Source organism: Pseudaminobacter soli (ex Li et al. 2025) (assembly GCF_029892515.1).
Taxonomy (GTDB): Bacteria; Pseudomonadota; Alphaproteobacteria; order Rhizobiales; family Rhizobiaceae; genus Pseudaminobacter; species Pseudaminobacter soli_A.
In genome coordinates this window covers 105,797-131,138 of sequence record NZ_JARXVF010000006.1, presented here as the reverse complement: position 1 = coordinate 131,138, position 25,342 = coordinate 105,797, and the positions used below count along the sequence as shown (strand labels likewise).

At 61.3% G+C, this 25,342-nt stretch carries 24 protein-coding genes; 17 read left to right on the top strand and 7 right to left on the bottom strand.

The features are described 5' to 3' along the window. Window positions 1-23 precede the first annotated feature (23 nt). The 5 genes from M2281_RS22115 to M2281_RS22095 all read left to right on the top strand — a co-directional run bounded on the left by M2281_RS22115 (window position 24) and on the right by M2281_RS22095 (window position 6,141). On the top strand, window positions 24-1,988 hold the full coding sequence (locus tag M2281_RS22115; RefSeq protein WP_280823345.1) for an FAD-dependent oxidoreductase: 1,965 nt from the start codon (window positions 24-26) through the stop codon (window positions 1,986-1,988). Window positions 1,989-2,135: 147 nt separating this feature from the next. Continuing rightward, a complete protein-coding gene (locus M2281_RS22110) occupies window positions 2,136-3,269 on the top strand; it encodes an ABC transporter substrate-binding protein (protein ID WP_280823344.1) in 1,134 nt (377 codons plus the stop codon). A 76-nt stretch (window positions 3,270-3,345) separates the two neighbouring features. Then, entirely contained in the window at window positions 3,346-4,389 is a 1,044-nt protein-coding gene (locus tag M2281_RS22105; RefSeq protein WP_280823343.1) for an ABC transporter ATP-binding protein, read from the top strand. Next, window positions 4,386-5,282: an ABC transporter permease gene (locus M2281_RS22100; RefSeq protein ID WP_280823342.1), complete on the top strand. Its 897-nt coding sequence runs from the start codon at window positions 4,386-4,388 to the stop codon at window positions 5,280-5,282. The genes M2281_RS22105 and M2281_RS22100 overlap by 4 nt, the downstream gene beginning before the upstream one ends. Beyond that, on the top strand, window positions 5,275-6,141 hold the full coding sequence (locus tag M2281_RS22095) for an ABC transporter permease (RefSeq protein ID WP_280823341.1): 867 nt from the start codon (window positions 5,275-5,277) through the stop codon (window positions 6,139-6,141). The genes M2281_RS22100 and M2281_RS22095 overlap by 8 nt, the downstream gene beginning before the upstream one ends. Window positions 6,142-6,266: 125 nt before the next feature. Here M2281_RS22095 and M2281_RS22090 read toward each other — a convergent pair whose 3' ends face one another. Continuing rightward, window positions 6,267-7,331 carry a GlxA family transcriptional regulator gene (locus M2281_RS22090; RefSeq protein WP_280823340.1) on the bottom strand — a complete coding sequence of 355 codons (1,065 nt, stop codon included), beginning with the start codon at window positions 7,329-7,331 and terminating at the stop codon, window positions 6,267-6,269. Between the two features lie 168 nt (window positions 7,332-7,499). Here M2281_RS22090 and M2281_RS22085 point away from each other — a divergent pair, with 168 nt between their 5' ends. The 6 genes from M2281_RS22085 (at window position 7,500) to M2281_RS22060 (ending at window position 12,986) form a co-directional block, all read left to right on the top strand. Further along, window positions 7,500-8,381, top strand: coding sequence for an ABC transporter substrate-binding protein (locus tag M2281_RS22085; RefSeq protein WP_280823339.1), 882 nt, complete (start codon window positions 7,500-7,502; stop codon window positions 8,379-8,381). 75 nt (window positions 8,382-8,456) lie between these two features. Continuing rightward, window positions 8,457-9,209 carry an amino acid ABC transporter ATP-binding protein gene (locus M2281_RS22080; RefSeq protein ID WP_280823338.1) on the top strand — a complete coding sequence of 251 codons (753 nt, stop codon included), beginning with the start codon at window positions 8,457-8,459 and terminating at the stop codon, window positions 9,207-9,209. An 11-nt stretch (window positions 9,210-9,220) separates the two neighbouring features. After that, entirely contained in the window at window positions 9,221-9,880 is a 660-nt protein-coding gene (locus M2281_RS22075; RefSeq protein WP_280823337.1) for an amino acid ABC transporter permease, read from the top strand. After that, window positions 9,877-10,536: an amino acid ABC transporter permease gene (locus M2281_RS22070; protein WP_280823336.1), complete on the top strand. Its 660-nt coding sequence runs from the start codon at window positions 9,877-9,879 to the stop codon at window positions 10,534-10,536. The genes M2281_RS22075 and M2281_RS22070 overlap by 4 nt, the downstream gene beginning before the upstream one ends. Before the next feature lie 22 nt (window positions 10,537-10,558). Further along, window positions 10,559-11,773: an Atu1372/SO_1960 family protein gene (locus M2281_RS22065; RefSeq protein WP_280823335.1), complete on the top strand. Its 1,215-nt coding sequence runs from the start codon at window positions 10,559-10,561 to the stop codon at window positions 11,771-11,773. Between the two features lie 4 nt (window positions 11,774-11,777). Then, window positions 11,778-12,986, top strand: coding sequence for an FAD-dependent oxidoreductase (locus M2281_RS22060; RefSeq protein WP_280823334.1), 1,209 nt, complete (start codon window positions 11,778-11,780; stop codon window positions 12,984-12,986). A gap of 232 nt (window positions 12,987-13,218) precedes the next feature. On the opposite strand, the gene M2281_RS22055 is transcribed toward M2281_RS22060, so the two are convergent. The 4 genes from M2281_RS22055 to M2281_RS22040 all read right to left on the bottom strand — a co-directional run bounded on the left by M2281_RS22055 (window position 13,219) and on the right by M2281_RS22040 (window position 16,560). Next, window positions 13,219-13,902, bottom strand: a complete 684-nt coding sequence (locus M2281_RS22055) for an outer membrane protein (RefSeq protein WP_280823333.1) — start codon at window positions 13,900-13,902, stop codon at window positions 13,219-13,221. 106 nt (window positions 13,903-14,008) lie between these two features. Next, window positions 14,009-15,244 carry a cytochrome-c peroxidase gene (locus tag M2281_RS22050; protein ID WP_280823332.1) on the bottom strand — a complete coding sequence of 412 codons (1,236 nt, stop codon included), beginning with the start codon at window positions 15,242-15,244 and terminating at the stop codon, window positions 14,009-14,011. Between the two features lie 2 nt (window positions 15,245-15,246). Then, window positions 15,247-15,693 (bottom strand): FixH family protein, encoded by a 447-nt coding sequence (locus tag M2281_RS22045; RefSeq protein WP_280823331.1) that lies wholly within the window; start codon window positions 15,691-15,693, stop codon window positions 15,247-15,249. 72 nt (window positions 15,694-15,765) lie between these two features. Then, window positions 15,766-16,560 carry a helix-turn-helix transcriptional regulator gene (locus tag M2281_RS22040; RefSeq protein WP_280823330.1) on the bottom strand — a complete coding sequence of 265 codons (795 nt, stop codon included), beginning with the start codon at window positions 16,558-16,560 and terminating at the stop codon, window positions 15,766-15,768. 155 nt (window positions 16,561-16,715) lie between these two features. Between M2281_RS22040 and M2281_RS29275 the strand changes: the two genes are divergently transcribed. Both M2281_RS29275 and M2281_RS22030 read left to right on the top strand, forming a co-directional pair. Beyond that, window positions 16,716-16,859 (top strand): DUF1127 domain-containing protein, encoded by a 144-nt coding sequence (locus M2281_RS29275; RefSeq protein WP_425537782.1) that lies wholly within the window; start codon window positions 16,716-16,718, stop codon window positions 16,857-16,859. 13 nt (window positions 16,860-16,872) lie between these two features. Next, window positions 16,873-17,586: a hypothetical protein gene (locus M2281_RS22030; protein WP_280823328.1), complete on the top strand. Its 714-nt coding sequence runs from the start codon at window positions 16,873-16,875 to the stop codon at window positions 17,584-17,586. Between the two features lie 97 nt (window positions 17,587-17,683). Here the strand turns inward: M2281_RS22030 and M2281_RS22025 are convergent, their stop codons facing one another. Then, window positions 17,684-19,195: a multicopper oxidase family protein gene (locus M2281_RS22025; protein WP_280823327.1), complete on the bottom strand. Its 1,512-nt coding sequence runs from the start codon at window positions 19,193-19,195 to the stop codon at window positions 17,684-17,686. A 570-nt stretch (window positions 19,196-19,765) separates the two neighbouring features. Next, entirely contained in the window at window positions 19,766-22,294 is a 2,529-nt protein-coding gene (locus M2281_RS22020; protein WP_280823326.1) for a heavy metal translocating P-type ATPase, read from the bottom strand. Between the two features lie 252 nt (window positions 22,295-22,546). On the opposite strand from M2281_RS22020, the gene M2281_RS22015 reads away from it, so the two are divergent. The 4 genes from M2281_RS22015 (at window position 22,547) to M2281_RS22000 (ending at window position 25,342) form a co-directional block, all read left to right on the top strand. After that, on the top strand, window positions 22,547-22,753 hold the full coding sequence (locus tag M2281_RS22015; RefSeq protein ID WP_280823325.1) for a heavy-metal-associated domain-containing protein: 207 nt from the start codon (window positions 22,547-22,549) through the stop codon (window positions 22,751-22,753). A 406-nt stretch (window positions 22,754-23,159) separates the two neighbouring features. After that, window positions 23,160-23,978: a transporter substrate-binding domain-containing protein gene (locus M2281_RS22010; protein ID WP_280823324.1), complete on the top strand. Its 819-nt coding sequence runs from the start codon at window positions 23,160-23,162 to the stop codon at window positions 23,976-23,978. Between the two features lie 54 nt (window positions 23,979-24,032). Next, window positions 24,033-24,680 carry an amino acid ABC transporter permease gene (locus M2281_RS22005; protein ID WP_280823323.1) on the top strand — a complete coding sequence of 216 codons (648 nt, stop codon included), beginning with the start codon at window positions 24,033-24,035 and terminating at the stop codon, window positions 24,678-24,680. Then, complete coding sequence (locus M2281_RS22000) at window positions 24,680-25,342, top strand: amino acid ABC transporter permease (RefSeq protein WP_280823322.1); 663 nt, start codon at window positions 24,680-24,682, stop codon at window positions 25,340-25,342. The genes M2281_RS22005 and M2281_RS22000 overlap by 1 nt, the downstream gene beginning before the upstream one ends.

Genomic DNA, 25,342 nt, shown 5'->3' with positions numbered 1-25,342 from the left:
CGAAGACCAACAGGCGCTTGCTGATGTCTATGGCGACCACCGCATTTCCAAACCTGTTCCAGCCACTGCAGATCCGCGGCGTGCGACTGAAGAACCGCATCATGTCCACCGGGCATGATACGACTTTGCCGACGGACGGCTTGGTCAACGATGCGCTGATCGCCTACCACGAGGCGCGTGCGCGCGGCGGGGTCGGCCTCATCGTCAGCCAGGTGGCGGGCGTCCACGAGACGGCGCGCTACACCTCGCACATGCTGATGGCCACGGATGACGATTGCATCGAAGGCTATCGCAAACTGGCTGACATCTGTCATGCACATGGCTGTGTGGTCTTCTCGCAGCTCTTCCACCCGGGCCGGGAAATCATGGAAGGCGGAGACGGCCTGCTGACGGTAGCCTATGCGCCGTCCGTATCGCCGAACGAACGCTTTCGCGTCATGCCGCGCCAGCTTGACAAGCGAATGATCGACGAGATCGTCGCCGGCTACGGCGAGGCGGCGCGTCGCATGCACCAGGCCGGACTGGATGGCGTGGAGTTTGTGGCAAGCCACGGCTATCTGCCGGCCCAGTTCTTCAATCCGCGCGTCAATCGCCGGGCCGACGACTACGGCGGGTCGGTGGAAAACCGGTTGCGTTTCGCGGTCGAGGCACTGAAGGCTATCCGGGCGGCGACGTCGGAGGATTTCGTCATCGGCATGCGCATCAGCGGCGGCGAGCGCGACGAGCATGGCTTGACGTCGGATGAGGCGCTTGAGAGTTGTCGCCACCTCGAGCCTCTGCTCGACTATGTGAACGTCACTGCCGGAACGTCGGCATCGCTCGGCGGCGCCGTACATATCGCGGCGCCCATGGCCTATAAAAATGCCTATCTGGCGAATGATGCGTTCCAGTTCCGCCGCGCATTGAATATTCCGGTGTTCGTTGCCGGACGCATCAACCAGCCGCATGAAGCCGAGACGGTTTTGGCGGAGGGTGCTGCCGATGTCTGCGGCATGACGCGGGCTCTGATCTGCGATCCGGAAATGCCGACCAAGGCAGAGGAGGGGCGGACCGATGACATCCGCGCATGCATCGCCTGCAACCAGGCCTGCATCGGGCATTTTCACCGCGGTTTCCCGATCTCCTGCATCCAGCATCCGGAAACGGGCCGCGAGCTGAGGTTCGGAACGCTGACACCCGCCGCGCGCTCGAAGAAAGTCATGGTAGTCGGTGGCGGTCCGGCGGGCATGAAGGCTGCGGCAATCGCCGCGGTCAGAGGTCACCAAGTCACGCTCTACGAAGCGTCCAGCCAACTTGGTGGGCAGGCGCAACTGGCCCAACAACTGCCGCGCCGCGCCGAATTCGGTGGTATCATCACCAACCTGTCGCGCGAACTCGAATTGGCCCAGGTGCGCGTGATCAAGGGCGTGCGTGTCGACCATGCACTCGTCGACACCGAGAAGCCGGACGCTGTGGTGCTTGCGACCGGCGCCAAGCCGTATCTTCCGGAAATAACCCAGGATGGCAGTGTCCAAATCGTAGATGCCTGGCAGTTGCTGAGAAAGCAGGTGAAAACCGGCAGCCGCGTGGTCGTCGCCGACTGGCGCTGCGATTGGATCGGGCCCGGCATTGCCGAAATGCTCGTCAATGACGGCTGTAGCGTGGAACTTGCGGTGAACGGGACGCATCCCGGCGAACTGCTTCCGCTATATGTCCGCGACAACATTGCTGCAGAGCTCCACAAAAGCGGGGTCGGCATCACGCCCTATGCGCGTCTCTATGGCTGCGATAGCGGTACGGTCTACATGCAGCATTCGGTCAGCGAACAGCCAATTCTGTTCGAGAACATCAATACACTGGTGCTCTGTCTCGGACACGAGCCTGAGGATGACCTGAGCGCCATGCTGATCGACCAGGTGCCTGAGCTTCACATCATCGGAGACAGCTTGGCTCCGCGCACCGCGGAGGAGGCGGTCTATGAAGGACTGAAAGTCGGCGCGGCCTTGTAGCCACGCGCCGAGGCGCTTGCCCTCGACTACCGACGACCAATCCAAGCGCTTTCGAGGGCGCGTGCCGAGTGAGGAAATTCAACGGGTGAGCGGGGCATGAGCGGTAAAAGCCGCAGGCCCCATCTTGAACAAAGGGGAGGGAATCTTATGGCTTCCGAAGGAATTCAGACTGGCATTACGCGTCGTGACGCGATGAAGCTCGCGCTGGGTGCGGCAATCGGCATGCCCGCAATCCTGGGGCGTGCGACCGTCGCATCCGCGCAGGCGTCATTTGCGGGAGAAGGACTGATCGTCGTGTCCTGGTCGGGCAATCACGAGCTCAGCTTCCGCGAGACGGTGGTCAAGCCTTTCAATGAAAAGTACGGAACGAAGGTCGAGACTGTCGGTGGCTGGGACCAGATGATCGCCCAGATCGTCGCCGCACCGGCCGACAATCCCCCGTTCGACCTAACGATCGCTGACGAATACACGACCGCGACCGGCATGGCCCAGAACGTCTTCACCAAGATCGATCGGTCGAAGATACCGGGCAATGCTAATGTCTATCCTTGGTTCGACGAACTGCGCGGACCCGCCAAGGATTATGGCGTTCCATTCGGCACCGGCTCGCTATGGATGCTGACCTCAAAGGCGAGTGGCCTGAAGCCGGATAGCTGGAAGGGTTTCTGGGACGAGAGGGCCATGGGCAAGGCGACGCTCGATGCCTCGGCATTCTACTGGGATCTTTGCATTCCGGCACTTCTCTCTTCCAGCAAGCCGGGCATTGACGAGGTGTTCGGCACGCCTGACGAGGTCGAGCTGCTGTTCAAGGAACTGGACAAACTCAAGGTCGCCAAATGGTACAAGGATGGCGCCGAGCTCACCAACCTCATGACACAGGAAGAAGCAACGGTGGCGATGATGTATTCCGCCGACGCCTATGGCTTCATCAAGGAATATGGCGACGACTTCGAAGCGGCGATCCCGCAGGAAGGCACCGCATCCTATACGAACTGGTTCATGAAGGTGCGCGGCACCAAGCATTCTGAGCTGAGCGACCTCTTCATGAGCTACCTGCTCGAGAAGGAAACCCAGCAGAACTTCCTCAATGCCTCGACCGACTTCATGTCGCTTCAGGGCCTGGAGGCACCTGCGCATTGGCAGAGCTATCCGCGCACCGAGGAGGCGCTCCGCAACACCTACAAGCTGTTCGGCATCGATGGCTGGGACAAGTTCGGCCCGAACTGGGATGCCTACAGCGTCCGCATGAAGGAAACCATCACCAAAACGACCGAAGGCTGAGTCCAGAGCCGGTCCTAGGCTCTTGCGGAGCGTCATGTTTGGCGCTCCGCGTCACGCGAATGCGGAGTTGACTGTTTTGGCAGACACGAATGCACTGGAACTCGACGGCGTCAGGCGCGCCTTCGGCGGTGTCGTCGCGGTGGACAATGTCTCCATCGACGTCAGGCGTGGAGAGTTCGTCACTCTGCTTGGACCCTCCGGCTCGGGCAAGACCTCGACCCTGCGGCTGATCGGCGGTTTCGAGCAACCGGATTCCGGCTCCATCCGCATCAACGGCAACCGCGTCGACCACCTTCCCGCCTATCAGCGGGATACCACGACGATCTTCCAGAGCGGAGCGCTGTTTCCCCACAAGACCGTGGCCGAAAACGTGGCCTATGGATTGCGGATGCGCGGTGTCGCCAAGGCCGATATCCCACCGCGTGTAAAGCAGGCGCTCGAAGTCGTACGGCTCTCCGGCTACGAGGAGCGATACCCGGCGCAACTGTCGGGTGGACAGAAGCAGCGTGTAGCGCTTGCACGTTCCATGGTCGTTCGCCCCACCATTCTGCTCTTCGACGAACCGCTCTCGGCGCTGGACCTGTCGCTTCGGCTGCAATTGCGTGCCGAGATCAAGCGGCTGCATGACGAGATCGGCTTCAGCGCCATCTACGTGACCCACGACCAGAGCGAAGCGATGGCGATGTCGAGCCGCGTCGCAGTGATGCGGAGCGGCCGGATCGAGCAGATCGATCGCCCCGAAAAGGTGTTCGGCGAGCCGGCTAATGAATTCGTCTATACCTTCATCGGCGAAAGCTGTTGTCTGCGCACGCAGATTTCCGCTGGTGCGGCTGTCGACAGCAATGGGGCGCCGATCGATCTTCGGCTCGCCCGTCGGCTGAATGACGGGGCCTGGCGTATCTATATCAGGCCGAGCCGGATGCATCTGGATCGGACCGATATGGAAAATGGCCTCAGGGCACGGCTGGATTTCACCGAGTTCCTGGGTGACGTGCACCGCTACCATTTCAAGGCTGGAAAAGTGGAGCTGTTTGTCGATCATCCTGGCGCAGTCGCACACGCAGCTGGTGATCTCATCGACATTGGCTGGCAGACCGCAGACATGATGGCCTACCAATGAACGTCCGAGCCGTTTCAGAAATGGAGGTCCAGGACGGTGCCAGGCGGGCGCCGCGATGGCGCATGCGGCTCACGCCCTGGCTTCTGATGGCGCCCGCACTGTCGATCGCGCTCGCCTTTTTCGGCCTGCCGATCGTCTTCATGACGCGCATGAGCTTCAACGAGCATATCGACCAGCGGTTCTATGTGCCCGGCTTTACGTTCGATAACTACGCAGCAATGCTGACGGACCCGACCTTCAGCAGCGCGCTCTGGACGACGATGCGGCTGGCGCTGATCTCCTCAATCGTCACCGTCACCATCGGCTATGTCTTCGCGATGCTGGTGTGGCTGAAGCCCAAGCGATGGCGCCTGCTCTTCATCGCGCTGGCGCTCTGCCCGCTGCTGATTTCGGAAATCTCGATCATCTTTGGCTGGTGGATGTTCTTTCCGAAAAACGGCCTGCTCAGCTACGCGCTTACCTCATCGGGACTGATCACCGACAAGATCAGCCTGATGTATACCGAGTTCGCTGCCTTTGTCGGCTTGAGCTACGTTATCTTCATCCTTCTGTCGATCTTCGACGGCATCGACAAGAAGGTGCTAGAAGCAAGCGCGGATCTCGGCGCTGCGCCGGTGCGGACCTTCTACGAGGTACTGCTACCGCTGACCAAGGGCGGTGTCGCTGCGGCCTTCGCGCAATCCTTCATCTGGGCGATTGGAACTTACGCCACCCCCTCGGCACTGGGCCCGGATACGCTCTGGACAATCGGTTACCTCATTCAGGAGCAGATGCTCGGCAAGCACAATTGGCCCCGCGCCGCTGCCTTCTCGATTGTGCTGACGATGGGGGTCGCCGTCGTGATGGTAGTCATCCGCATGCTGACTTCGAAGCGGACCGCGCTCAATGGCTGATGCTCACTCTCTTTCGACGGACGCCACCACCGCACCCGCAGCGCGGACGCGAATAGATGCAACCGTCCTGCGCATCCTGGCACTCGGTTTCACCATCTTCATCGTTGCCTACATTGCGATCCCGGTGCTGGTCACGCTCGCAATGTCGTTCAACGATGCCGCCGCGGTCCGGTTTCCAATCAAGGCATGGTCGCTGAAATGGTACTATGACTTCTTCGGCAGTCCCCAATGGGTCGACGCGCTGAAAAGCAGCGTCATCATCGCGCTTGGCACGACGGTCATATCAACGACAGCCGGCGTGATGGCGGCCTGGGCCTTCGAGCGTTTCAACTTCGCCTGCAAGTCGCTCGTCTACCTGCTGATCATGCTGCCGCTGTTCATGCCTGGCGTGGTGCTGGGGCTCGGTGTTGCAATGGCGTTCGGCGATGTCTCGCTGTTCGGCGTCAACGTCTATGGCTCCCGCCAGCTCGTCATGCTCGCCCACTCGCTCTGGGCGATGCCGCTGGTATTCATGCTGATGGAGGCAACCTTCCGCACCGTCGATCACCGTATCGTCGAGGCTTCCTACGATCTCGGCGGCCGGCCGGTGCAAACCTTCTTCGAGATCGTCCTGCCATCTGTATCGACGGGCATTATTTCATCGGCCCTGTTTGCCTTCGTGATATCGCTGAACGAATTCGTCATGGCGCTCTTCCTGACGACACGCGACACCCAGACGCTACCGGTACTGATGTGGCTGAGCCTGCGCTCGGCCGGCACACCGCGCCTTGCCGTCGCTTCCGTTATTCTCGCCGCAGCCGTGTTCGTCAGCCTCTCGCTGATCATGGCTTGGTACATCAGGCAGTTGCGCAAGACGTGAGATCCCCTTGGGGGGAGACGCACGCTAGAGGCCCATTCCCCTCTACACCTCGATACCCCACACAAAGACCTGCCACGGTTGGCTTATGGCGGTGCTCTTCAGGTCAAACTGATTTGATTGAGTGCCTACCTGCACCGGTATCGGAACTCGCTTGGCGAGCTTTGATACTTCTGCCGGAATGCCGTCGCCAAATGCGCTGAATCGGAGAAGCCGGTTTCGAGCGCGATCGCGGTGATGGGCAGGGTGCTGTTCTCCACGAGAAAAAGTGCGTAGCGAAGTCGAGTTTCCAGAATGAAGCGTTTGGGAGTCATTCCAACGTGTTTTTGGAACAGGCGTGTGAACTGGCGTGGCGAGAGGCCGACAGTGGCGGCAGCCTGTTCTGGTGACATATCGCGGCCTTTGCGGCTTTCGATCAGCACAATGGTGCGCTGGATGCGCGTGTCGACGGCGTGGCGGTACGAATGGGCGCGCTCGTGATCGAAGACGCTCAGGGCTTTCTGTTCGGTCAATGAAAGCTGATGAACGGCCTTGGCCGCCCGATCCGGTCCGCAATGATTGCGGATGAGTTCGGTCATCAGCGACAGGATGGAAATGCCGCCCGGCACGGTGATCCTGCCATTCTCGATCAGGAAATCGTCGCGGACCGACAAAGCCTGGCGGGGAAAGGCAATGCGAAAGTCTTCCGCATGGAAAGGGTGGATCGCGGCCTTTCGACCAGCGAGCAGTCCTTCCTGCGCCAAAGCGAAGGCGCCAGTGCAGACACCGATGACGGTGACGCCCGCGGCGGCGGCGACGCGGATATAGTCACGGTGCGAGGCTGGTGCGGTTCGCAACTGTGGCAGGAGGCCGCCGATCGCGACGACATAGTCGAAGTCGGTCGGGTTGATGTAGGGCGCGTCCGCCTGCACGCGGATGCCGCAGCTTGCGACCGCGGCAAACCCGGGCTTGCCCATGATCGACCAGCGGCAGTGGAGCGGGCGAGAATTGTCGGCGAAGTCGGCCGCATGGCGCAAAGGTTCCACCACGCCCGTCAGCGACATCATCGGAAAGGTCGGCCATAGGAGGATGCCGATGGAGAGATCCGGCTTGTGGTCGCGCGCTGAAAGCAACCTTTCCGCCCAAAGGCTGTCGAGCCAGCCAACGTAATCCGCATCGGCCTGCGCGCCCGATATACCGCTACCAGTGACCATGGCGACCCTCCCAATTCACGATAGAATGGTTGGGTCAATTTTCAAAGAAAAAGTCTGTTTTTTACAATTCAACACCCTTCCTCAATGTCAGACTGATCTCCGTTAAACACAGTATCCGGAACCAAAAAGCCACCGGATAGGGGAACAATAACTTCAAGGATCGAACAAATGGCACTTTCTCTTTCGAGAAGGCTGGTGGTGTGCGCGCTACTGGCAAGTGGGAGCTTTTCGTTATTTTCGCCCTCTGCGAGGGCTTTCGAACTGGTCGAGCAGGGTAAGCTGACCGTCGCATTCACCGGCGATATGCCCGGATCCGGCTGGCAGGACGGCAAGATGATCGGCTACGACGGCGAGATCATGCAGAAGATCGCCGACAGACTTGGGCTCAAGATCCAGCCGGCGTTGATGGAATGGTCGGGCACCATCGCTTCCGTGGAATCGGGCCGCGTCGACGTTATGCTCGGCACCATGGGCTGGACTGAAAAGCGCACCAAGATCATGACGCTTTCCGAGCCGATCCATTACTTCAAGAACGGCATCATGCAGTCGTCGAAGACGAATTGGGACAAGCTCTCCGATCTCGAGGGCAAGAAGGTCGGAACCATCACCGGCTTCTCCTTCGTGCCGGAGCTCAAGAAGATCAAAGGGTTGGAGCTTTCTCTCTATGACACCTCCGATGCCGCCGTGCGCGACCTGATAGCAGGTCGCATCGACGCCGTGATCGGTGATCCTCCGGTCGTGTCCTACGCGATCAAGCAAAACCCGCAGTGGGACATGCATTTCCTCGCCTTCACCGACAACAATTCGGATTTCCCCCTGCTCACCGGTCTCGGCCAGGTCGTCTATGGCTTCAACAAGAAGAACGACGATCTGCGCCAGAAGGTGGACGCCATAATCGGCGAGATGTGGAAGGGCTGTGAGATGAAGGAGATCGGCGGGCGCTACGGCCTGTCCGCCGATGTCTGGTACACGCCCGCTGGCGAGAACTTCCGCGCCGGCGTCGATCGCCCGGCCGACTACAAATTGCCGTCCTGCAAGACCGGCGGCTGATGGTTCGATCCGGGGCAGAAGCCGCCACGGTCTCTGCCCCGTGTCACCTTAATCAAAAACAAAATGGGGAATGCAATGAACCCGCTCCTGAGCGTGACGGGCCTGCGCAAGAGTTATGGGCTGGTGGAGGTTTTGAAAGGGATCGATTTCGAGGTGGCCGCAGGCGAGAAAATCGCGCTGATCGGTCCCTCGGGTTCGGGAAAATCCACTTGTCTGCGCTGCCTGAACTTCCTCGAAAAGCCGAGCGCGGGCGAAATTCATCTCGATGGCGAACGGATCGGCGTTAGCCTCGGACGACAGATGAGCGACCGCCAACTCGCGCCGCAGCGCGCCGAAATGGGCATGGTGTTCCAGCTGTTCAATCTTTGGCCCCATCTTTCGGTGACGGAGAATGTCGCGATCGCCGCCCGTAAGGTGCGCGGGCTTTCGGCAAGGGAAGCACAGGAACTGGCACTGGAAATGCTGGCCAAGGTCCACATGACCCACCGCGCCGATGCTTCGCCGCTGGAGCTTTCCGGCGGTCAGCAGCAGCGCGTGGCGATTGCCCGAGCTTTGGCGCAAAAACCGAAACTGATGCTGTTCGATGAGCCCACCTCAGCGCTCGATCCGGAACTGGTGCATGAAGTGCTGAAGGTGATGGAGGAGCTGGCTGCCGAAGGGCGCACCATGCTGATCGTCACCCACGAGATCGCCTTTGCCCGCGACATCGCCGACCGGGTGATGTTCCTCGACGGAGGAACCATCGTCGAGCAGGGGCCGGCACGGGACTTGATACTCTCCCCTCGTGAGGCGAGAACTCAGGCTTTCCTGAAACAGATCCGGCACTGAGGACCCGCACCATGTCCGGATTATCGACTTTCATCATGGTGCTGGAAGGGTTTCTCGGCGGGGTGGGCGTCACCGTTCTGGTCACGCTGGCATCGCTTGTGCTCGGTGTCGCTCTCGGCTTCGGCCTCGCGCTTCTGCGCCAGTTCGGCAGGCTGCGCGCGATCCATTTCCTGATCGACGCCTATTGCGAGATCATGCGCAACATTCCCGCACTCACCCACCTCTTCATCCTCTATTTCGGGCTTGCGAGCATCGGCTTCAGGCTGTCGGCAATCGCCGCAGCGATCCTCGGTCTCGGGCTGATCGGTGGCGCGGTCACCTGCGACCTGTTCCGGTCAGGCTTCGCGGCACTACCGAACGGCCAGCGCGAAGCGGCGCTGGCGGTTGGCTTCACTCCTTTCCAGACCATTTTCGAGATCCTGACACCGCAGGCACTGCGCATCGCGCTTCCATCGCTCGGCAATTATGCGGTCCAGCTGCTCAAGGACACGTCCATCGTCTCCGCCATCGCGGCGCCGGAAATCATGTTCTACGCACGATCCATGGTGACGTCCTCGTTCCAGACCACGCTGATCTATGTGACGGTCGCAGGCCTCTATCTTCTCCTCGGCCTGCCGTTGATGCAGGCGATCCGCTTCCTCGAAAGCCGCTACGGGAGGCTGAAGGCATGAGCGATTTCATCGAGCCCTATTTCGAGTACGGCAAGGAATGGCTTCCGCTTCTCGTCAAAGCCATGGGAACGACTGCCCTTCTTTCGGTCAGTGCCTTTGCCCTCTCGCTCGTGTTCGGGCTTTTACTGGCACTTTGCAGAAATGCGCCGTCGCGAGCGCTAAGCCATTTCGTAACGGTTTATGTCTCGGTGGTTCGCGGCGTACCGCTCCTGGCCATCTTGTTCCTGCTCTATTTCGGCCTGCCGGGTATCGGCATAACCTTCGATGCCTTTACCGGGGCGGTTCTGGGGCTCGCATTTGCCTTTGCAGCGCAGGTCGCGGAACTGTTTCGCGCAGGCCTGATGGCGATCCCGAAGGGACAGCGCGAGGCAGCACTCGCGGTCGGCTTCACGCCCTTTCAGAGTTTTACTCTGATCGTGTTGCCGCAAGTTGTGCGCATCATCATCGCCCCGCTCATCGTCACCTTCGTCTCGCTGCTCAAGGATTCTTCGCTCGCCTCGCTCATCACGGTGAATGAACTGGTGCTGACCGGCCGAGCCATGGCGACGGAGTATTTCCTGCCGCTCCAGATCTATCTAGCGGTGGGGCTTTGCTACTTTTTCATCGCTTGGCCGTTCTCGCTTCTCTCCCGGCGGCTCGCTCCTGCTGTTGGCTAATTCCCAATCACGAGACAAGACAATGACGACTTCAACGCATGACCGCCGTGCGGCGTGTCGGCAGCAGGGCCGCCGACCCGTCATCTTGATGACGCCTGACTTCAGACGATCCGCCGACGGCTGGACGGAACGGGAATATGTCGTCCGGGCGAATTACGCCGAAGCCATAAGCGAGGCCGGTGGCACTGCACTGATACTGCCGTATGAAAAGCTTGAAATTGCCACCGCGCTTGAACTTGCTGACGGCGTCATGATCACGGGCACCACACCTGGGTTGGAAGCCACGCCGGAACGGCGCGAATTCGAACTCGCGCTTGTCCGGCAGACGCTGGAATCGGGAAAGCCACTGCTCGGCATTTGCCATGGAATGCAGCTGATCGGCGAATGGCTGGGGGGAACGTTCGTCACCAGCCTGCCAAAGCCTGTCGGGGAGCCGGTTGAACACATGCCAGGTGCCGTTCCCAGCCGCCTGGCCCACACCATTACTGTCGAGGCCTCCAGCGGTCTTGCCCGTGTTCTTGGCGGGAGCGAGATCGAGGTGAACAGTCTGCATCGGCATGCGCTCACCGGGAGCGGACGATTTCGTGTCGCGGCTCGGGCGCGGGATGGTGTCATCGAGGCCTTTGAAGGCGACACGAGCTGCTTCTGCCTGGGAGTGCAATGGCATCCCGAGTATCGCCTGACCGAATTCGACAAGGCAATCCTGCGCGACTTCGTGGAACGCTGTGCAAGGACTGCTCGCGAGATGACCGCGCCAAGGGGGCCCTGCATTGTGCGGGAGCGCATTGCTGCCCTTGGCCTTGCCTTGCCGGAAGCTGCCGTCCCTCCCGGCGCATTCGTCGGCGCGATCCGAAGCGGCGATATCGTAACCGTGTCCGGGCAGGTGCCGATCAAGAACAAGGCTGTCCTGAGAACAGGCCATCTGGGTGCGGACGTTTCCCTGGAGGCAGGGCGCGAGTGTGCACGCTGGGCGCTTCTCAATGCGCTGGCGCAATTGGAACGCATCGCGGGCCGGCTCGACCAGGTGCAAGGGTTCGTACGGCTCGCGGGATATGTCGCGGCCATCCCGGGCTTCACGCAGCATGGGTCGGTGGTGGATGGTGCGTCCGAGCTTCTGCGCGAGATATTTCCCGAGACCTGGTCGCATGCTCGGGTCGCCATCGGAGTGGCGTCATTACCAAGGGGCGTACCCGTGGAAATCGAACTGACCGCCGTTCTCTGCGGCGCAAGGGACTAGGGCCATGCGGATTGCGGTCATCGGAGCAGGTGTTGTTGGGGTCGCATCGGCATATCTGCTGGCTCGCGCCAATCATCAGGTGGTCCTGATCGACGCGGCCCCTCAGCCGGGTTGCGGAGCAAGCGCCGGCAATGCAGCCCAGCTCTCCTGGGCCTATGGCGACGCAATGGCCTCGCCGGCTCTTTTCAGGCATCTGCCCGCCATCATGGCCGGTCGCGATCCGGCTTTCCGGGTCCGTTGGAGGCTCGATCCCGATTTCCTGATCTGGGGATTGCGCTTCATGGCGAACACGCCCGCCCGGCGCTGGTGGAACAATACACGCGAGATTCTGCGACTGGCCGATGAATCACGCCATGAGATGGTGAAGCTGCTGTCAGAGACGCAAATAGCCTTCGACTATCGTGTCGCCGGCAAGCTGCATCTTTATCCTGATACCAAAAGCCTTGCCGCAGCCCGGCCGACCGTTGCGCGCAAGCGGCAGCTTGGCTTCGATCAACGTCTCCTGTCGCGTCGGGAAGCCGAAGAAGTTGAGCCGGCCCTGAAGAGCTATCAGGGAGAAATCGCGGGCGCCGTTTACACACCCGGCGATGCGCTAGGCGACGCCGCCGCCTTTTGCCGTCATCTGACAGAGTTCATGGTGGCCACGTTCCCGGTCTCGACATGCTTTGGGCGGAAGGTGGCCGGTTTCGATCAGCGGGAAGGCCGGCTTTCGGCGGTGCGGTTCGCCGACTGCGATCCGCTCGTTGTCGATGCCGCAGTCGTCACAGCGGGATCGCTGACCCACACCCTGGTCGCTGATCTGCCTGAAGCAGGTAAAATCCAACCCGTGCGCGACTACTCCCTGACCGTGCCTTGGAAAGAAGGAGCGCCGCGCGTCAGCCTGACGGATGTGAAGCGCAAGATCGCCTTTGCAACGATCGGCGAACGGTTGCGCGTTGCCGGGCTTGCCGACATCGAGCAGCCCGGTGCGGGATTCGATGCGGGTCGCTTCGGCGTCCTGCAGGAAACCGCCAGCGCCGTGCTGCCCGCCTGCTTTGATCGCCCGTCCGAAGGAGTGCGTTGGTCTGGCGAACGCCCCATGACGCCATCCTCCCAACCAATCATAGCTCCCTCCCGCAGAATGCGCGGTCTCTACATCAATGCAGGACACGGCATGCTCGGATGGACGCTCGCTCTTGGTTCGGCAAGACGCTTAGCAGGCCTGATTGCCTGACAGAAAAGCAACGGTGTTAGTGGTCAAGCGCCGTCGCGTTGTGATCGCGCGTTCTGGCGTTGAGGATGATGATCAGAACGGAAGTTCAGGGCTCGATATGGATCAACCGCTTTCCGCGCTGTCATTCGCGGTGTTGCACATAACACTTGAGGCCGGAACATCATCATGTCCCGGCCTCGTAGTGTATAAGCCCCGGCTTTCGCCGGGGCCAAAAGTCACTGCATAGTGCAGATCAGAACTTGTAGTTGATGCCGAAGCGGACCGTGTTGACCGAGCGGTCAACCTTCATCCGGAAGCCATCCTCGTTCATCGACGTCACGTTGCCGAAATTGGCATGGAGATATTCCGCCTTGGCCGTCCAGTTGTCGGCAAACGCGTATTCGAAGCCGCCACCGAGAGCCCAGCCCGCCTTGGTGCCACCAAAATTCGGCCAGCTGTCGGTCGGATCGTTGTCCTCGGTCCACTGGTGCTTGAAGTGCGCCACCGCAAGGCCGCCCGTCAGGTAGGGCATGAAACGGTCCATTGCGTAGCCTACGCGCCCGCGCAACGTCCCGAATACGTCCATGTTGTTCACGAGCTCGACGTTGCCATAACCCGGAGCATCGAAGCTGCGCTTGGTCGAGGTGTAGGCCAGGTCGCCTTCGATGCCGAGAACCACGTTGTTGGTCAGCTGGACATTGTAGCCCAGCACGCCGCCCAACAGGATACCATCCGAGCCAGCCTTGTACGTGTCGCCACCCCAATCGTCATTGATGTCGTGCCAATCGCTCTTCAATTGCGACCAGCCAATGTTGGCGCCAACATAGACACCCGACCAATCATACGCGGCGACCGGCTCCTGAACGACCACGTCGGCAGCCTTGGCGCCTGTGATGCTCGCGGCAAAAAGTGCGGCGGCGACAATGAACTTTTGCATGATGCTGATTATCTCCTAATCCTTGTCGCTGGTTAGGACATAATCTCCGGGGCAGGCAATCGCGCCCATGTAAAGGTGTGTAAATGGCATGCCCCAGCTGCCTCGATCATAGTTTGCTCTCTTCGGTTTCCGGGTTAAGGGTCCGAAGAAACGCCTCGAGGTTCTCCAACTCCTGATCCGACAGCCCCAGCAGTTTGAGTTCGCTCCTCCCAAATTCAGCTGCTGGTGCTTTGTTATAGTGAGCCAGCAAATCATGGAGTGTTGCGAACTGGCCGGCATGGGTGAACGGAGCCCGCAACGCGGCTCCTCGCAGCGAAGGTGAGCGGAACGCGCCAACCAGATCCGGGCTTGCCGTCTCCATGAACTTGAGCTCCTTGCAGGCTGATTGCTCGGCATCGCTGAACGGGCCAAGGCAGTTGAACGGATCCGCCTGCAGTTCGGCAACCGATGTGCTTCGGCCGCTGTCAAGGGTGGCGTCGCCGCCAGGCAGGCCAACGTTATGGAAAGCATTGTCTGTGAGCAACGGGCCGTTGTGGCAGGTGACGCAGTTGCCCTGCCCGATGAACAGCTTTAGGCCCTCGCGTTCCTTCTCGCTGAAAAGGTCGTTGGCCAGCTTCTGCTTGCCGGTCGCCAACGCGACCGCATAAGCGTCGAAACGTGTCGGCTGCGGTGCAATCGTGCGCTCGAAGGCAGCGATCGCCTTGCCAATGTTGGCATAGGCGAGATTGAGCCCTTGCTGTTGTTGCAGGGTGACATTGTTCCAGGCCGCTACGGACTCGGCAGGACCGCTTGGCATGGCATGTTCTGGCAGACCGTCCAGGTTCGGCAGGGGACCAAAGATTCTTTCATACTGCGCCTTGTATGCAGTGGCGATCAGCCGAACGACCATCGTTCGGTCGGCACCATGCTCGACCGGATTTTCGAGCGGCCCGAGCGCCTGCGACCACTGGCTGTCCTTGCGCCCGTCCCAGAACAGGAATGGATAATAGGCTGTTCCGGCGATCGGCATCGTGCGCCGCGTGCCATCTGCCATGCCGTGCCCAACCGGCAGATCGTCCTGGAACTGCCGGTCCGGCTTGTGACACGAGGCGCAAGCGATGGCACCATTTGCGCTGAGCCGCGTATCGAAGAACAGCGCTTTGCCAAAGGCCGCGGCTGCGGGATCATCCGAAACACGATTGGATGGATCCGGGCGCAGCGCCGGTAAATTTGCAAGCGACAGCGATTGGATGTGTTTTAGGTCGTCCGCGGACCAGTCTGGCCTGAACAAGGCCGCGCCCGCACGCACCATCACTGCCGCGCAGGCAAGTCCGGCAATAACGAGGAGAAAGCGCCAGCGCATGATCAGAGCACCAGGTTGAAGGTGGCCTTGTCGGCGCCCTTTGGACCGTTGATCGAGACGGTCAGCGTCCACCATCCGGCCATGTTGAACTTCATGCCTTCGATCAAATGGCGGCCTGCGCCAAGGTCGCGCGTGACTTCGGGCTTCGTCGGCAGGCCATGCCCGTGCTGCGGCATGCCGCCGTCGATGGAGATCGCAACGGCGTCAACCGGCTTCCCATTGGGGGTCGTCACCTTCACTGTCCAGCTATGGATCGCCCCAACAGGAACGGGTGACTGATCGGCCGCAAGCGACGCGACGTAGAACCCGTGCTCAGTCTTCTTTGTCAAAGACAGGTCAAGGTCGGATGGCGGTTCCATCATCCGGGCCGCGAAACCGGCGCCGGCAACGACGAGCGCGGCGGCTGGTGCAAGCCAGAAGAGATGACGGCGGGAGAACTTGGCAGGCATGTTGATGTCCCTCGAATTGTGTTTTCGCGGGCTCGATAGACCTGCCGCCTGAAACCGACTTGAATAAAAGGGCTATGCCGTCATCTGGCGCGATGACGGCGGAATGTCCTGTCTCAAGGAACTCGGAGCGAGACCATACATCCGGCGCGTCGTGCGGCTTAAATGTGCGGAATCGGCGAAGTTCGTCGCATGAGCAGCATCGGTCCACGACGCTCCCCCGAAGCCGATTTCGAGTGCTCGATTGAGCCTTGTCCAAAGAAGATAGGCCCGAAACGAGATACCTGTTTCCTCGACAAAGAGATGCCTGAAGCGTCCTGCGGAGAGCCCAGCATGGTGGGCCACCGCTTCCAAGGTCAGCGGCTCTGCCAGTCTCGCGGCGATAAAGGCAGTGGCACGAAGAATTCGCCCATCGACCAAGTTTACCGGAGCACTTCCCGAAAGAGCGTAGAGGACGTCGAGTGCGATGTGCTCCAGCTCATCGTCCGCATTGCCGTTGTCGAACGCCGCGCGGAGAGACTTCGCATGCGGCGCGATCTCGTCCGGAGGAACCCCGACGATCTCATCGCGTCCGAAGCGGTCCATGAGGCTACGGCCCAAGGCGGACTCTGGATCGCAGAAGAGTTGCGCCACCATTCCTCCCGGCGCCTGGAACGTGTGGGGTCGGTCTGGCGGAATGACAGCGGCGCCGAAGGCTTCCCAAGCCGCCGTGTCGCTGGTTCTGAACTGTACATGATCGGACAGGGCGATACTGACCTGGATGGCATGGTGGGAATGGAGCTCGCTCGGCCGAAAGGCTTGCCCGATCCAAAGGCTGCCCCCCGCCCAGAAAATGAACCTGCCAATGCCCACAATCTCCATGTGGCTCATATGCCATGAATCTCGCAACGAGTGGAGTCGTGGAAATTCGGGCGATACCGGCGTAGCGCCGACATCAGAGACCACCGGCCGGAGACCAGCCCCTACGTTCAAGTCAGCGGCAGAGCCAACGCATAGATCCGCTCCATCAAAAATGGAGCTTCCAAATGTTCATTACCCGCCTCATCGACAAGCTGGTCCTGCATCGCCGCCGTCGCCAGACCACCCTTGAACTTGCCGGTCTCAGCGAGAGCCAGCTCGAGGACTTCGGTCTTTCCCGCCACCACCTTCGCATGACGCGGCCTCGTTGAAAGGAGTGTGTTCATGAACCTCGAAGCAACTAGCCCGCGTAAGTCGATGCGCCATTCGGCCTGCCTGCTGCTCGTAGGACAGATCCTTTACATCGTTGTTACCCAGCTTCACGCCGGCGGTGACGCCAATGATCACCACGCCATCTTCGCCGAATACGCGGACAACGGGATCTGGACGGCCGTGCACCTAGGCCAGTTCGCGAGCATGGCGATCTTGCTTGCTGGGCTGCTCGCCCTGTCTTCGGCCCTGGATGTTCAGACTGAAACGTCGAGGTGGTTGGGTCGGTTCGGTGCCGCTGCAGCGGTAGTGGCGCTCGCGTTGTACGGCGTGCTCCAGGCGGTCGATGGAGTGGCCCTCAAGCAATCTGTGAATGCCTGGGCGAGTGCCCCGGACGCAGAAAAGGCGGCACGCTTTGCGGGCGCCGAGGCAATCCGCTGGCTGGAGTGGGGAATGAGGAGCTATCAGGATTTCGCGATGGGCGTTGCCTTGCTCCTGCTCGCGGCCGCGGCATTGCGGACAGCTTGGCTGCCGCGGCCAACTGCTTACCTGATGGGCCTCTCGGGCCTTGCCTATATGGTGCAGGGCTGGGTAGCCGGCTCCGAGGGTTTTTCAGCAACGCAGTCGGTCGCCATCGTGTTGGCCTGGGTCCTGAGCCTGGTGTGGATGATCTGGCTGGCCGTCGCCGCTTGGCGGATGAAGGATTCGACGGTGGCTCCCGCAATTTAGCCGGCTATCATACAGCCGGCACGCAAAGCCGCGCGTAACCCAGTTCATCAGGATACATGCGCCCCGGCGATCCGTGACGGTCGCCGGGGCGCTTCCGTCAAGCCTCGTAGACTATCGATGTCATCATGCCGCCGACCATATGGTAAAGGTGGTGGCAGTGAAGCGCCCACTTGCCGAAATTGTCGGCGTCGAAGGCGATGGTCACCATGCCCATACCGGCGGGAATGAGCACCGTGTCGCGCATTGCTCCGGCGATATGGCGGCCATTGATTGCGACCACCTGAAAGTGATGCCCGTGCAGGTGCATGGGATGCGACATGGTGGTGTGGTTCATGAAGGTCAGCTCGAAACGGTCGCCGGTCTTCACCGCAAGGGGCCTGTCTACACCATGGACCGCCCCGTCGAGCATCCAGACGTAGCCTGGCGCTTCGCCGAGCATCATGGTGTGCCGGCGTGTCGGCTGCCTCTCGGCCAACGGCTTTGCCGCCCTGAGCTTCTCCTCGAGCCCGGCACCGACAGCGGGAAAGTCCTCTTCCGTTATCTCGGTGAGCCTGCCGACGGTCGCGCCCTTGGACATGAGCACGATGCCGGTGCGCATGCGCCCGCCTTCCTGCACGGCCAGGACGGGCCACGCGGCGGCCTCCCAAGGCAGTTCAAGCAGGATGTCGAGGCGCTGGGCGACAGCAAACTCGAAGCGCCCGCCTTCAAGCGGCTCGACCGGCATGCCGTCGACGGCGATCAATGTCCCCGACAACGAGCCAAGGTCGATCCACATGTTGGTACTCGCGGCACCATTGATCAGGCGCAGACGAACGCGGCCGCCGGGCTCAACGGCAAAAACTTCCGGGTCATCGAGGGTGCGGTCGTTGGCGAGCAGGGCGTCATATTGCACATCCTGCAGGTGGGCCATGCCGCCCATCTGCGTTCCGCCCATGTCCATGCCATTCATTGACATCCCGCCATGGTTCATGTGGCCGTCGTCCATCGACATGCCGGACATGTCATGGCCAGCATGGCCGGACGGCGACGTCTGCATCATCTGCATGTCGTGTCCACCAGCCTTGAGTTCGGCCAGAACCTCGTGCGGATCGCGGAACGTAAAATCGTGGAACAGCACCACGACTTCTTGAATGTCGGCACTGGCCTCTTCCGGGTCACGCACGATCAGCGGTGCTGCGAGCATCCGCTGTTCCTGCAACCCCACATGCGAGTGCATCCAGAAGGTGCCAGGACGTGGGACCGGGAAGTCGTAGTCATGGCTGCCGCCGTCCGGGATCGGCTTTTGCGATATGCCCGCAACCCCGTCCTGCTGCCAGGGTGGAGTAAGCCCATGCCAGTGGATGGACGTCGGCTCGCCGATACGGTTTTCCAACCGAATGTGGAAATTCTCGCCCGCACTCATGACCAGGCCGTGGCTGCCGTCGGCTTGGGTCAGGCCGAAGACATTGGCGGCGCGACCCTTGACCTCGATGACGCGTCTGCCTGCTGTGATGACCTTGTGGCCGTCTGCCCGGGCCGGGCGGGCCGGAAGCAGCAGCGATGGAACCGCGGCGGCCGAAAACGCAGCGGCTGAAGCCGCGAGGAAGTCGCGGCGTGAAAGGGTTTTCATACTTGATCTCCAAAACTGATTGTTGTCCGGCCGATGGCGAGCCGGATCGAGCGGGGCTCTGCGTCAGTTCAGGAGATCGATGGCGGTCTGGGGTAGGGCGAGGCTATCGCGCCGCGCAGGGGATTGTCCGTGGAAGGGGCCGGCGATGTGACTGCGATCTCGGGGAGTGCCGCAGCCAGCGGCAGCGGCGCGCAATAGCTGCAGGAGGCCAGGCATTGGACAAGGCAGCTTTTGGCCGCCCCATTCTGTGAGCGGTCGCCGCAGCAGGTGGTGTCGGACTTGGTGTGATGCGACATGACTTTGGCCGCATGCGAGTGATGCAACTGGGTCCCGTCCGAATGCGCTAAAGCCGCCTGGCCCAGCGAGACGAACAACAACAGAAGCAGAGGCAGCACAAGGCGTAGGGCCCTGGCTCCGGCCGACAGCATATCGAACGAAAACGCTGCTCGCGCGCGCAAAACGTCGTCGCGCCGGCGTCTCGTGCCCGAAAGGTACTGCGTCAAGTTCATGATGCCATTTGGGTGTTCACACTGGCGGAGGTCAAGCGACCGAATTGTCGCTTTGCTTCAGCTATTCGGCAGGGGCTAGCGACGGAGCCCCGGCGGCGACGGCGCGGGCCGGCGCCTGGAAGCGCTTGAGGCGCATGGCGTTACCGAGCACGAAGACGCTCGACAGGGCCATCGCACCTGCGGCCAGCATCGGCGACAGAAGCGTGCCGCTGACCGGGTAGAGCACACCTGCCGCGACAGGGATCAGGCTGGCATTGTAGGCGAAAGCCCAAAACAGGTTTTGGCGGATGTTGCCGATGGTTGCCTTGGAGAGCGCAATCGCATTCGTCACGCCAAGAAGGTCGCCCGACATCAGGACCACGTCGGCGCTTTCGATGGCGACATCGGTACCTGTGCCGATAGCCACGCCGACATCGGCCTTGGCAAGAGCGGGCGCGTCGTTGATCCCGTCGCCCACGAAAGCTACGGTGCGGCCGCCGGCGCGCAGACGCTTGACGGCATCCACCTTGCCATCGGGCAGCACCTCGGCCACGACCTCGTCTATGCCGAGTTGGGCGGCGATGGCTTCGGCGGTGCGGCGGTTGTCGCCCGTGATCATCGCGACTTTCAGGCCCATCTCGTGCAGGGCGCGGATGGCCTGCGGCGTCGTCGGCTTGACCGGATCGGAGACGGCGATCGCAACCGCCAGCTTGCCGTCGATGGCGGCATAAAGCGGCGTCTTGGCCTTCCGGCCCATCTGGGCTGCGATATCCGCGAACACCGCGACTTCAATGCCGAGCCTCGACAGATAGCGGTCGGCCCCGACCGCAACGCGACGGCCGTCGACCACGGCGCTGACGCCGAAGCCCGGAACCGCCTCGAACGCATCAACCGCACCCAAGACAAGGCCTTCCTCCCGGGCTGCCGCGACGATCGCTGCGGCCACCGGGTGTTCGGACTGGGCCTCGACGGCAGCTACCAGCGCCAACACCTCGGCGCGGTCGAAGCCCCCGGCGACCTCAAGGTCCGTCATCACGGGCTTGCCTGCGGTAAGCGTGCCGGTCTTGTCGAGCGCCACGACCTCGACCGACTTGAGCGATTGCAGCGCCTCGCCATTGCGGAAGAGAACGCCGATCTCGGCGGCGCGACCTGTGCCGACCATGATCGAGGTCGGCGTGGCCAGCCCCATGGCACAGGGGCAAGCAATGATTAGCACGGCAACCGCATTGACGAGCGCGAAGGTGACAGCGGGTTCGGGACCGAAGGTTAGCCAGGCCAGGAAGGTCAGCGTAGCGGCGGCCATGACGGCTGGCACGAACCAGGCGGTCACCTTGTCGACCAGCGCCTGGATCGGCAGCTTTGAGCCCTGGGCGGTCTCGACCATCCGGATGATCTGGGCAAGCAACGTGTCGGCCCCCACCTTGGTGGCGCGATAGGTGAAGCTGCCGGTCTTGTTGATCGTGCCGCCGACGACTTCAGCACCTTCACCCTTGCTGACGGGAACAGGCTCGCCGGAGATCATCGCTTCATCGACGAAGGACGAGCCCGAAAGCACGATGCCGTCGACGGGAACCTTGTCGCCAGGGCGCACCTGGAGGACGTCGCCGACCGCAACCTCCTCGAGCGCAACGTCAACGAACTCGCCGTTGCGCTCGACGCGGGCCGACTTGGCTTGCAGACCCATCAACCGCTTGATCGCTTCGCTGGTGCGTCCCTTGGCCTTGGCTTCGAGGAGGCGGCCGAGCAGGATCAGCGTGATGATCACTGCGGATGCCTCATAGTAGACGTTGACCGTGCCGGCGGGCAGGACCCACGGCGCGAAAGTGGCGACCACCGAATAGGCCCAGGCTGCGGACGAGCCGAGAACGACCAGCGAATTCATGTCAGGCGCAAGGCGGAGCAGCGCGGGCACGCCCTTCTTGTAGAAACGCAGCCCGGGGCCGAACTGGACGATTGTCGCCAGAATGAAGAAGGCTATGTAGAGCGCCTGCTGACCGACATTCATCAGCAGCCAGTGATGCAATGCCGGAATGGCGTGTGAGCCCATTTCGAGGACGAAGATGGGCAGCGTCAGCGCCGCCGCGATGCCGAGGTCGCGCTTGAGCCGGGACAATTCGCGGCCACGGGCCTCCTCGCGACTATCGGTGCTCGCGGCGCCGCTTGCTTCATCCACGCGGCGGGGTTCGTAGCCCGCCTTGCGGATCGCGGCGTCGATGGCCGCGAGCGGCGTCATGCCTGCCAGGCTCTCGACCGTCGCGCTTTCCGTGGCGAGATTGACCGAAGCCTTCAAGACGCCTGGGACGGCAACGATCGCCAGCTCGACGCGACGAACGCAGGAAGCGCAGCTCATGCCTACGATCTGGATTTCCGTGCTCTCGGCAGGAACGTCGTAACCGGCGTCCTTGATGGCCGCGACTACCGCCATCGGGTTCGGCTGGCCGCTGAAGGCGACTTCCGCGCTTTCCGTCGCAAGATTGACCGATGCGGACGCGACTCCCGTCACATTGGCGATCGACTTCTCGACCCGGCGTACACACGATGCGCAGGTCATCCCGACGATTGGGAATCCTTGCCGGATGGTGGCAGCGCCGGGATTTGAATGGGCGTTCATGGGACCAGGCCTTTGTTCATTCTCGATTGGATAGAGGTCTAAAGGTTCCAGTGCCGGGAAGGTCAAGAGAGTGTGCCAATTTTCTTGAATCGCGACAACGCATTGAAATAATAGGAATAAGCGACTTCGAATTGCTTTTTTTGGACTGCGAACCGGCGAAAAAATCTTCAGGTACAAGGAAAGCCGCTTGACCTTCCGGCCGCTGGAAGCCGCACATAACGGCAATCGCCAGATCAAGAACAGGAGATTGAAATGATTACGTTGAAGGTTCCGGACATGACCTGCGGCCACTGCGCCGGAGTTGTCACCAAGGCAGTCCAGAGCATCGATGCCGCGGCGCGCGTCGACATTGACCTCAAAGCGCAGACGGTCACGATAGAAACGAAAGCAGGTAGCGCAACAGTTATGCGCGCGCTCGACATCGCCGGCTATCCGGCTGCACCATCCGTTAGCGGTTGAGGAACCGTACCTTCAAACGTGGCCAGGCACCGTTCCAGGCTATCGCCGCCTGGGGGCTATGGTTGCACCTGTGACTTTCCCCACGAGTGGATCAGTATACTGGCCTGAGCCGGGTCCAATCCAAGACGCAGTACACGTGATGTTTTCTCCCCACTGGTGCTGAAATCACCGGCAAGAGCTGGCTGGCCCCGCATGCGGTGGAACGAGCCGGCGACCGATGTCTCGCAGCATGTCGATGCAGGCTGCCAGGTCACGATCTTTTGCGCTCGCGAACGCAGACTGAACCTGCCCGCTTTTCTTTGGTCTACTTTGCGCGCTGTCGGTCACTGGCGGCGCGCAAGAAAATGATCAATAGATATATGTCCAGCGATATTCGCTGGACAGTGCAGTAGGGAGAGAGAACGACATGACATTTTCCACAACACTGCAATCCGCCCTGTTCGGCCTGGCCGTACTGGGCCTGACCGTGCCTGCCGTAGCCGACCAGCTTTCCGACGTTAAGGCCGCGGGCAAGATCGCCACGGCGACCGATATGCACTACGCACCTTTCGACATGCTGGTGGACGGCACCTATGAAGGCATGACGAAGGATCTCTTCGACGGCGTAGCCAAGGAAATCGGCGTCGAACCCGTTTATCAGGATATTCCCTGGACCGCAGAATTGCCCGGCCTCGAGGTGAAGAAGTTCGACATCGTGATCGCGCCGGTCACCATCACGCCGGAGCGTCTCGAGCGTTACGCATTCAGCCTGCCGATCGCGGACGCCACCGTCGGGCTCGTGCATGCCGCGGGCAACACCGAGCTGAAGAAGCCGGAGGATATCAAGGGCAAGACCGTCGGCGTCCAGCAAGGCACCGCGCAATTCCGCCAGCTCGAGGCCTTTGGCAAGGAGCTGGGCGGCGTGAACATCAAGGAATACGGGACTACCGACGAGGCCTATGCGGACCTCGCAACCGGTCGTCTGGATGCGGTCGCAGGCTCGCTGCCGAACCTGGCCTATCTGGTCAAGAACCGCCCCGAAACCTTCGCCATGTTCGAGCCGGCCACGTTCGGCAAGCCGACCTATTTCGCCTGGGTGGTGCGCAAGGACGCCGACAGCGAAAGCTTCGTCAAAGGCGTCAACGACGCGCTGCTGAAGATGACGGACGATGGCCGCATCAAGGCCATTCAGGAGAAGTGGCTGGGCAAATACACAGAACTGCCCCGCGAAGTCCCGACCAAGTAACAACATGCCGCGGGCGAGAGTGATCCCGCCCGCGGCAGACTACGCGGATCGGCGATGTTTTCGATCTCCACCTTTCTAGGCAGTTTCTGGCCGCTCTTCTGGGCGGCGCGTTATACGCTGCTGATCTCGGTACTAGGCATTGGGCTCGGGTTGGTGGTTGGCGCGTTGATCTGCGCGGCGGCCCTGTCGCGCATGGCCTGGCTGCGTCGCCTCGCGGCAGTCTGGGTCAGTTTTCTACGCGGCGTTCCGTTGCTGGTGCAGCTCTTGCTTGTCTACTATCTTCTGCCGGTTATCGGCATCAATGTACCGGCGCTGGTCGCGGCAGTGGCCACGGTCGGCATCTGCGCCAGCGCGTATATTTCCGAGATCTGGCGCGGCGCCATCATGGCCCTGCCTAACGGGCAGACCGAGGCGGCCACCGCTATTGGCATGGGACCGCGCGACATTTGGGTGCGGGTGATCCTGCCGCAGGCGATCAGGATTTCGCTGCCCGCGTTGGTCAACGAGCTCATCCTGCTGGTCAAGGCGTCGTCGCTGGTATCGGTGGTCGGCATCCTCGAGGTGACACGCGCCAGCCAGGCGCAGGCGGCCACCACGTTCCGCCCGCTGGAGGTCTATCTGGCGGCCGCCTGCATCTACCTGCTGATCAATCTCTGCCTGGCCGCGCTGGGGCGTTACCTTGAGCACAGGATGACTGTGTAATGGATTTGAGCATCCTGCAGCAATATTGGCCGATCCTGCTGAGTGGCTTCGGATACACCATCCTTTGCTGGGTGCTGGGCACGATCTTCGGCATGGTTCTGGGCCTGATCATCGCACTGGCGCTGCGCTACGGACCGCGACCGCTCGGTTGGCTGCTCCAGGGCTATATCGAGATCATCCGGGGCACGCCCTTTCTCGTGCAGCTCTTCGTGCTCTATTACGGCGGCCCGCTGCTCGGGCTAAGGCTGAATGCATTGCCCGCCGGGCTCATCGGGCTAACCGTTTATGGGAGCCCGTATTTCGCCGAGATCTTCCGCTCGGGCTTCCTCGCCGTGCCGCTGGGCCAACTGGAGGCAGCACGCGCCATCGGCATGTCCGAGCTGACCATCGTGCGTCGCATCCTTTTGCCCCTCAGCCTTGTCTCGGCATTGCCGGCGCTGGTCAATTTCTCCATCATCCTGACGAAGGAGACGGTGATCCTGTCGATCATCACCGTGCCCGAGCTAATGTATCAGGTGCAGCGCATGTCCACCGAAACCTTCCGTTATCTGGAGGCAAACCTGGTGCTGGCGTTGTTCTTCTGGGCGCTGGTCGAAGCCATCTCGCGCATCGGCCGCCGGCTGGAAACGCGCATCACGAAACACCTGATCGAAAGGACGTAG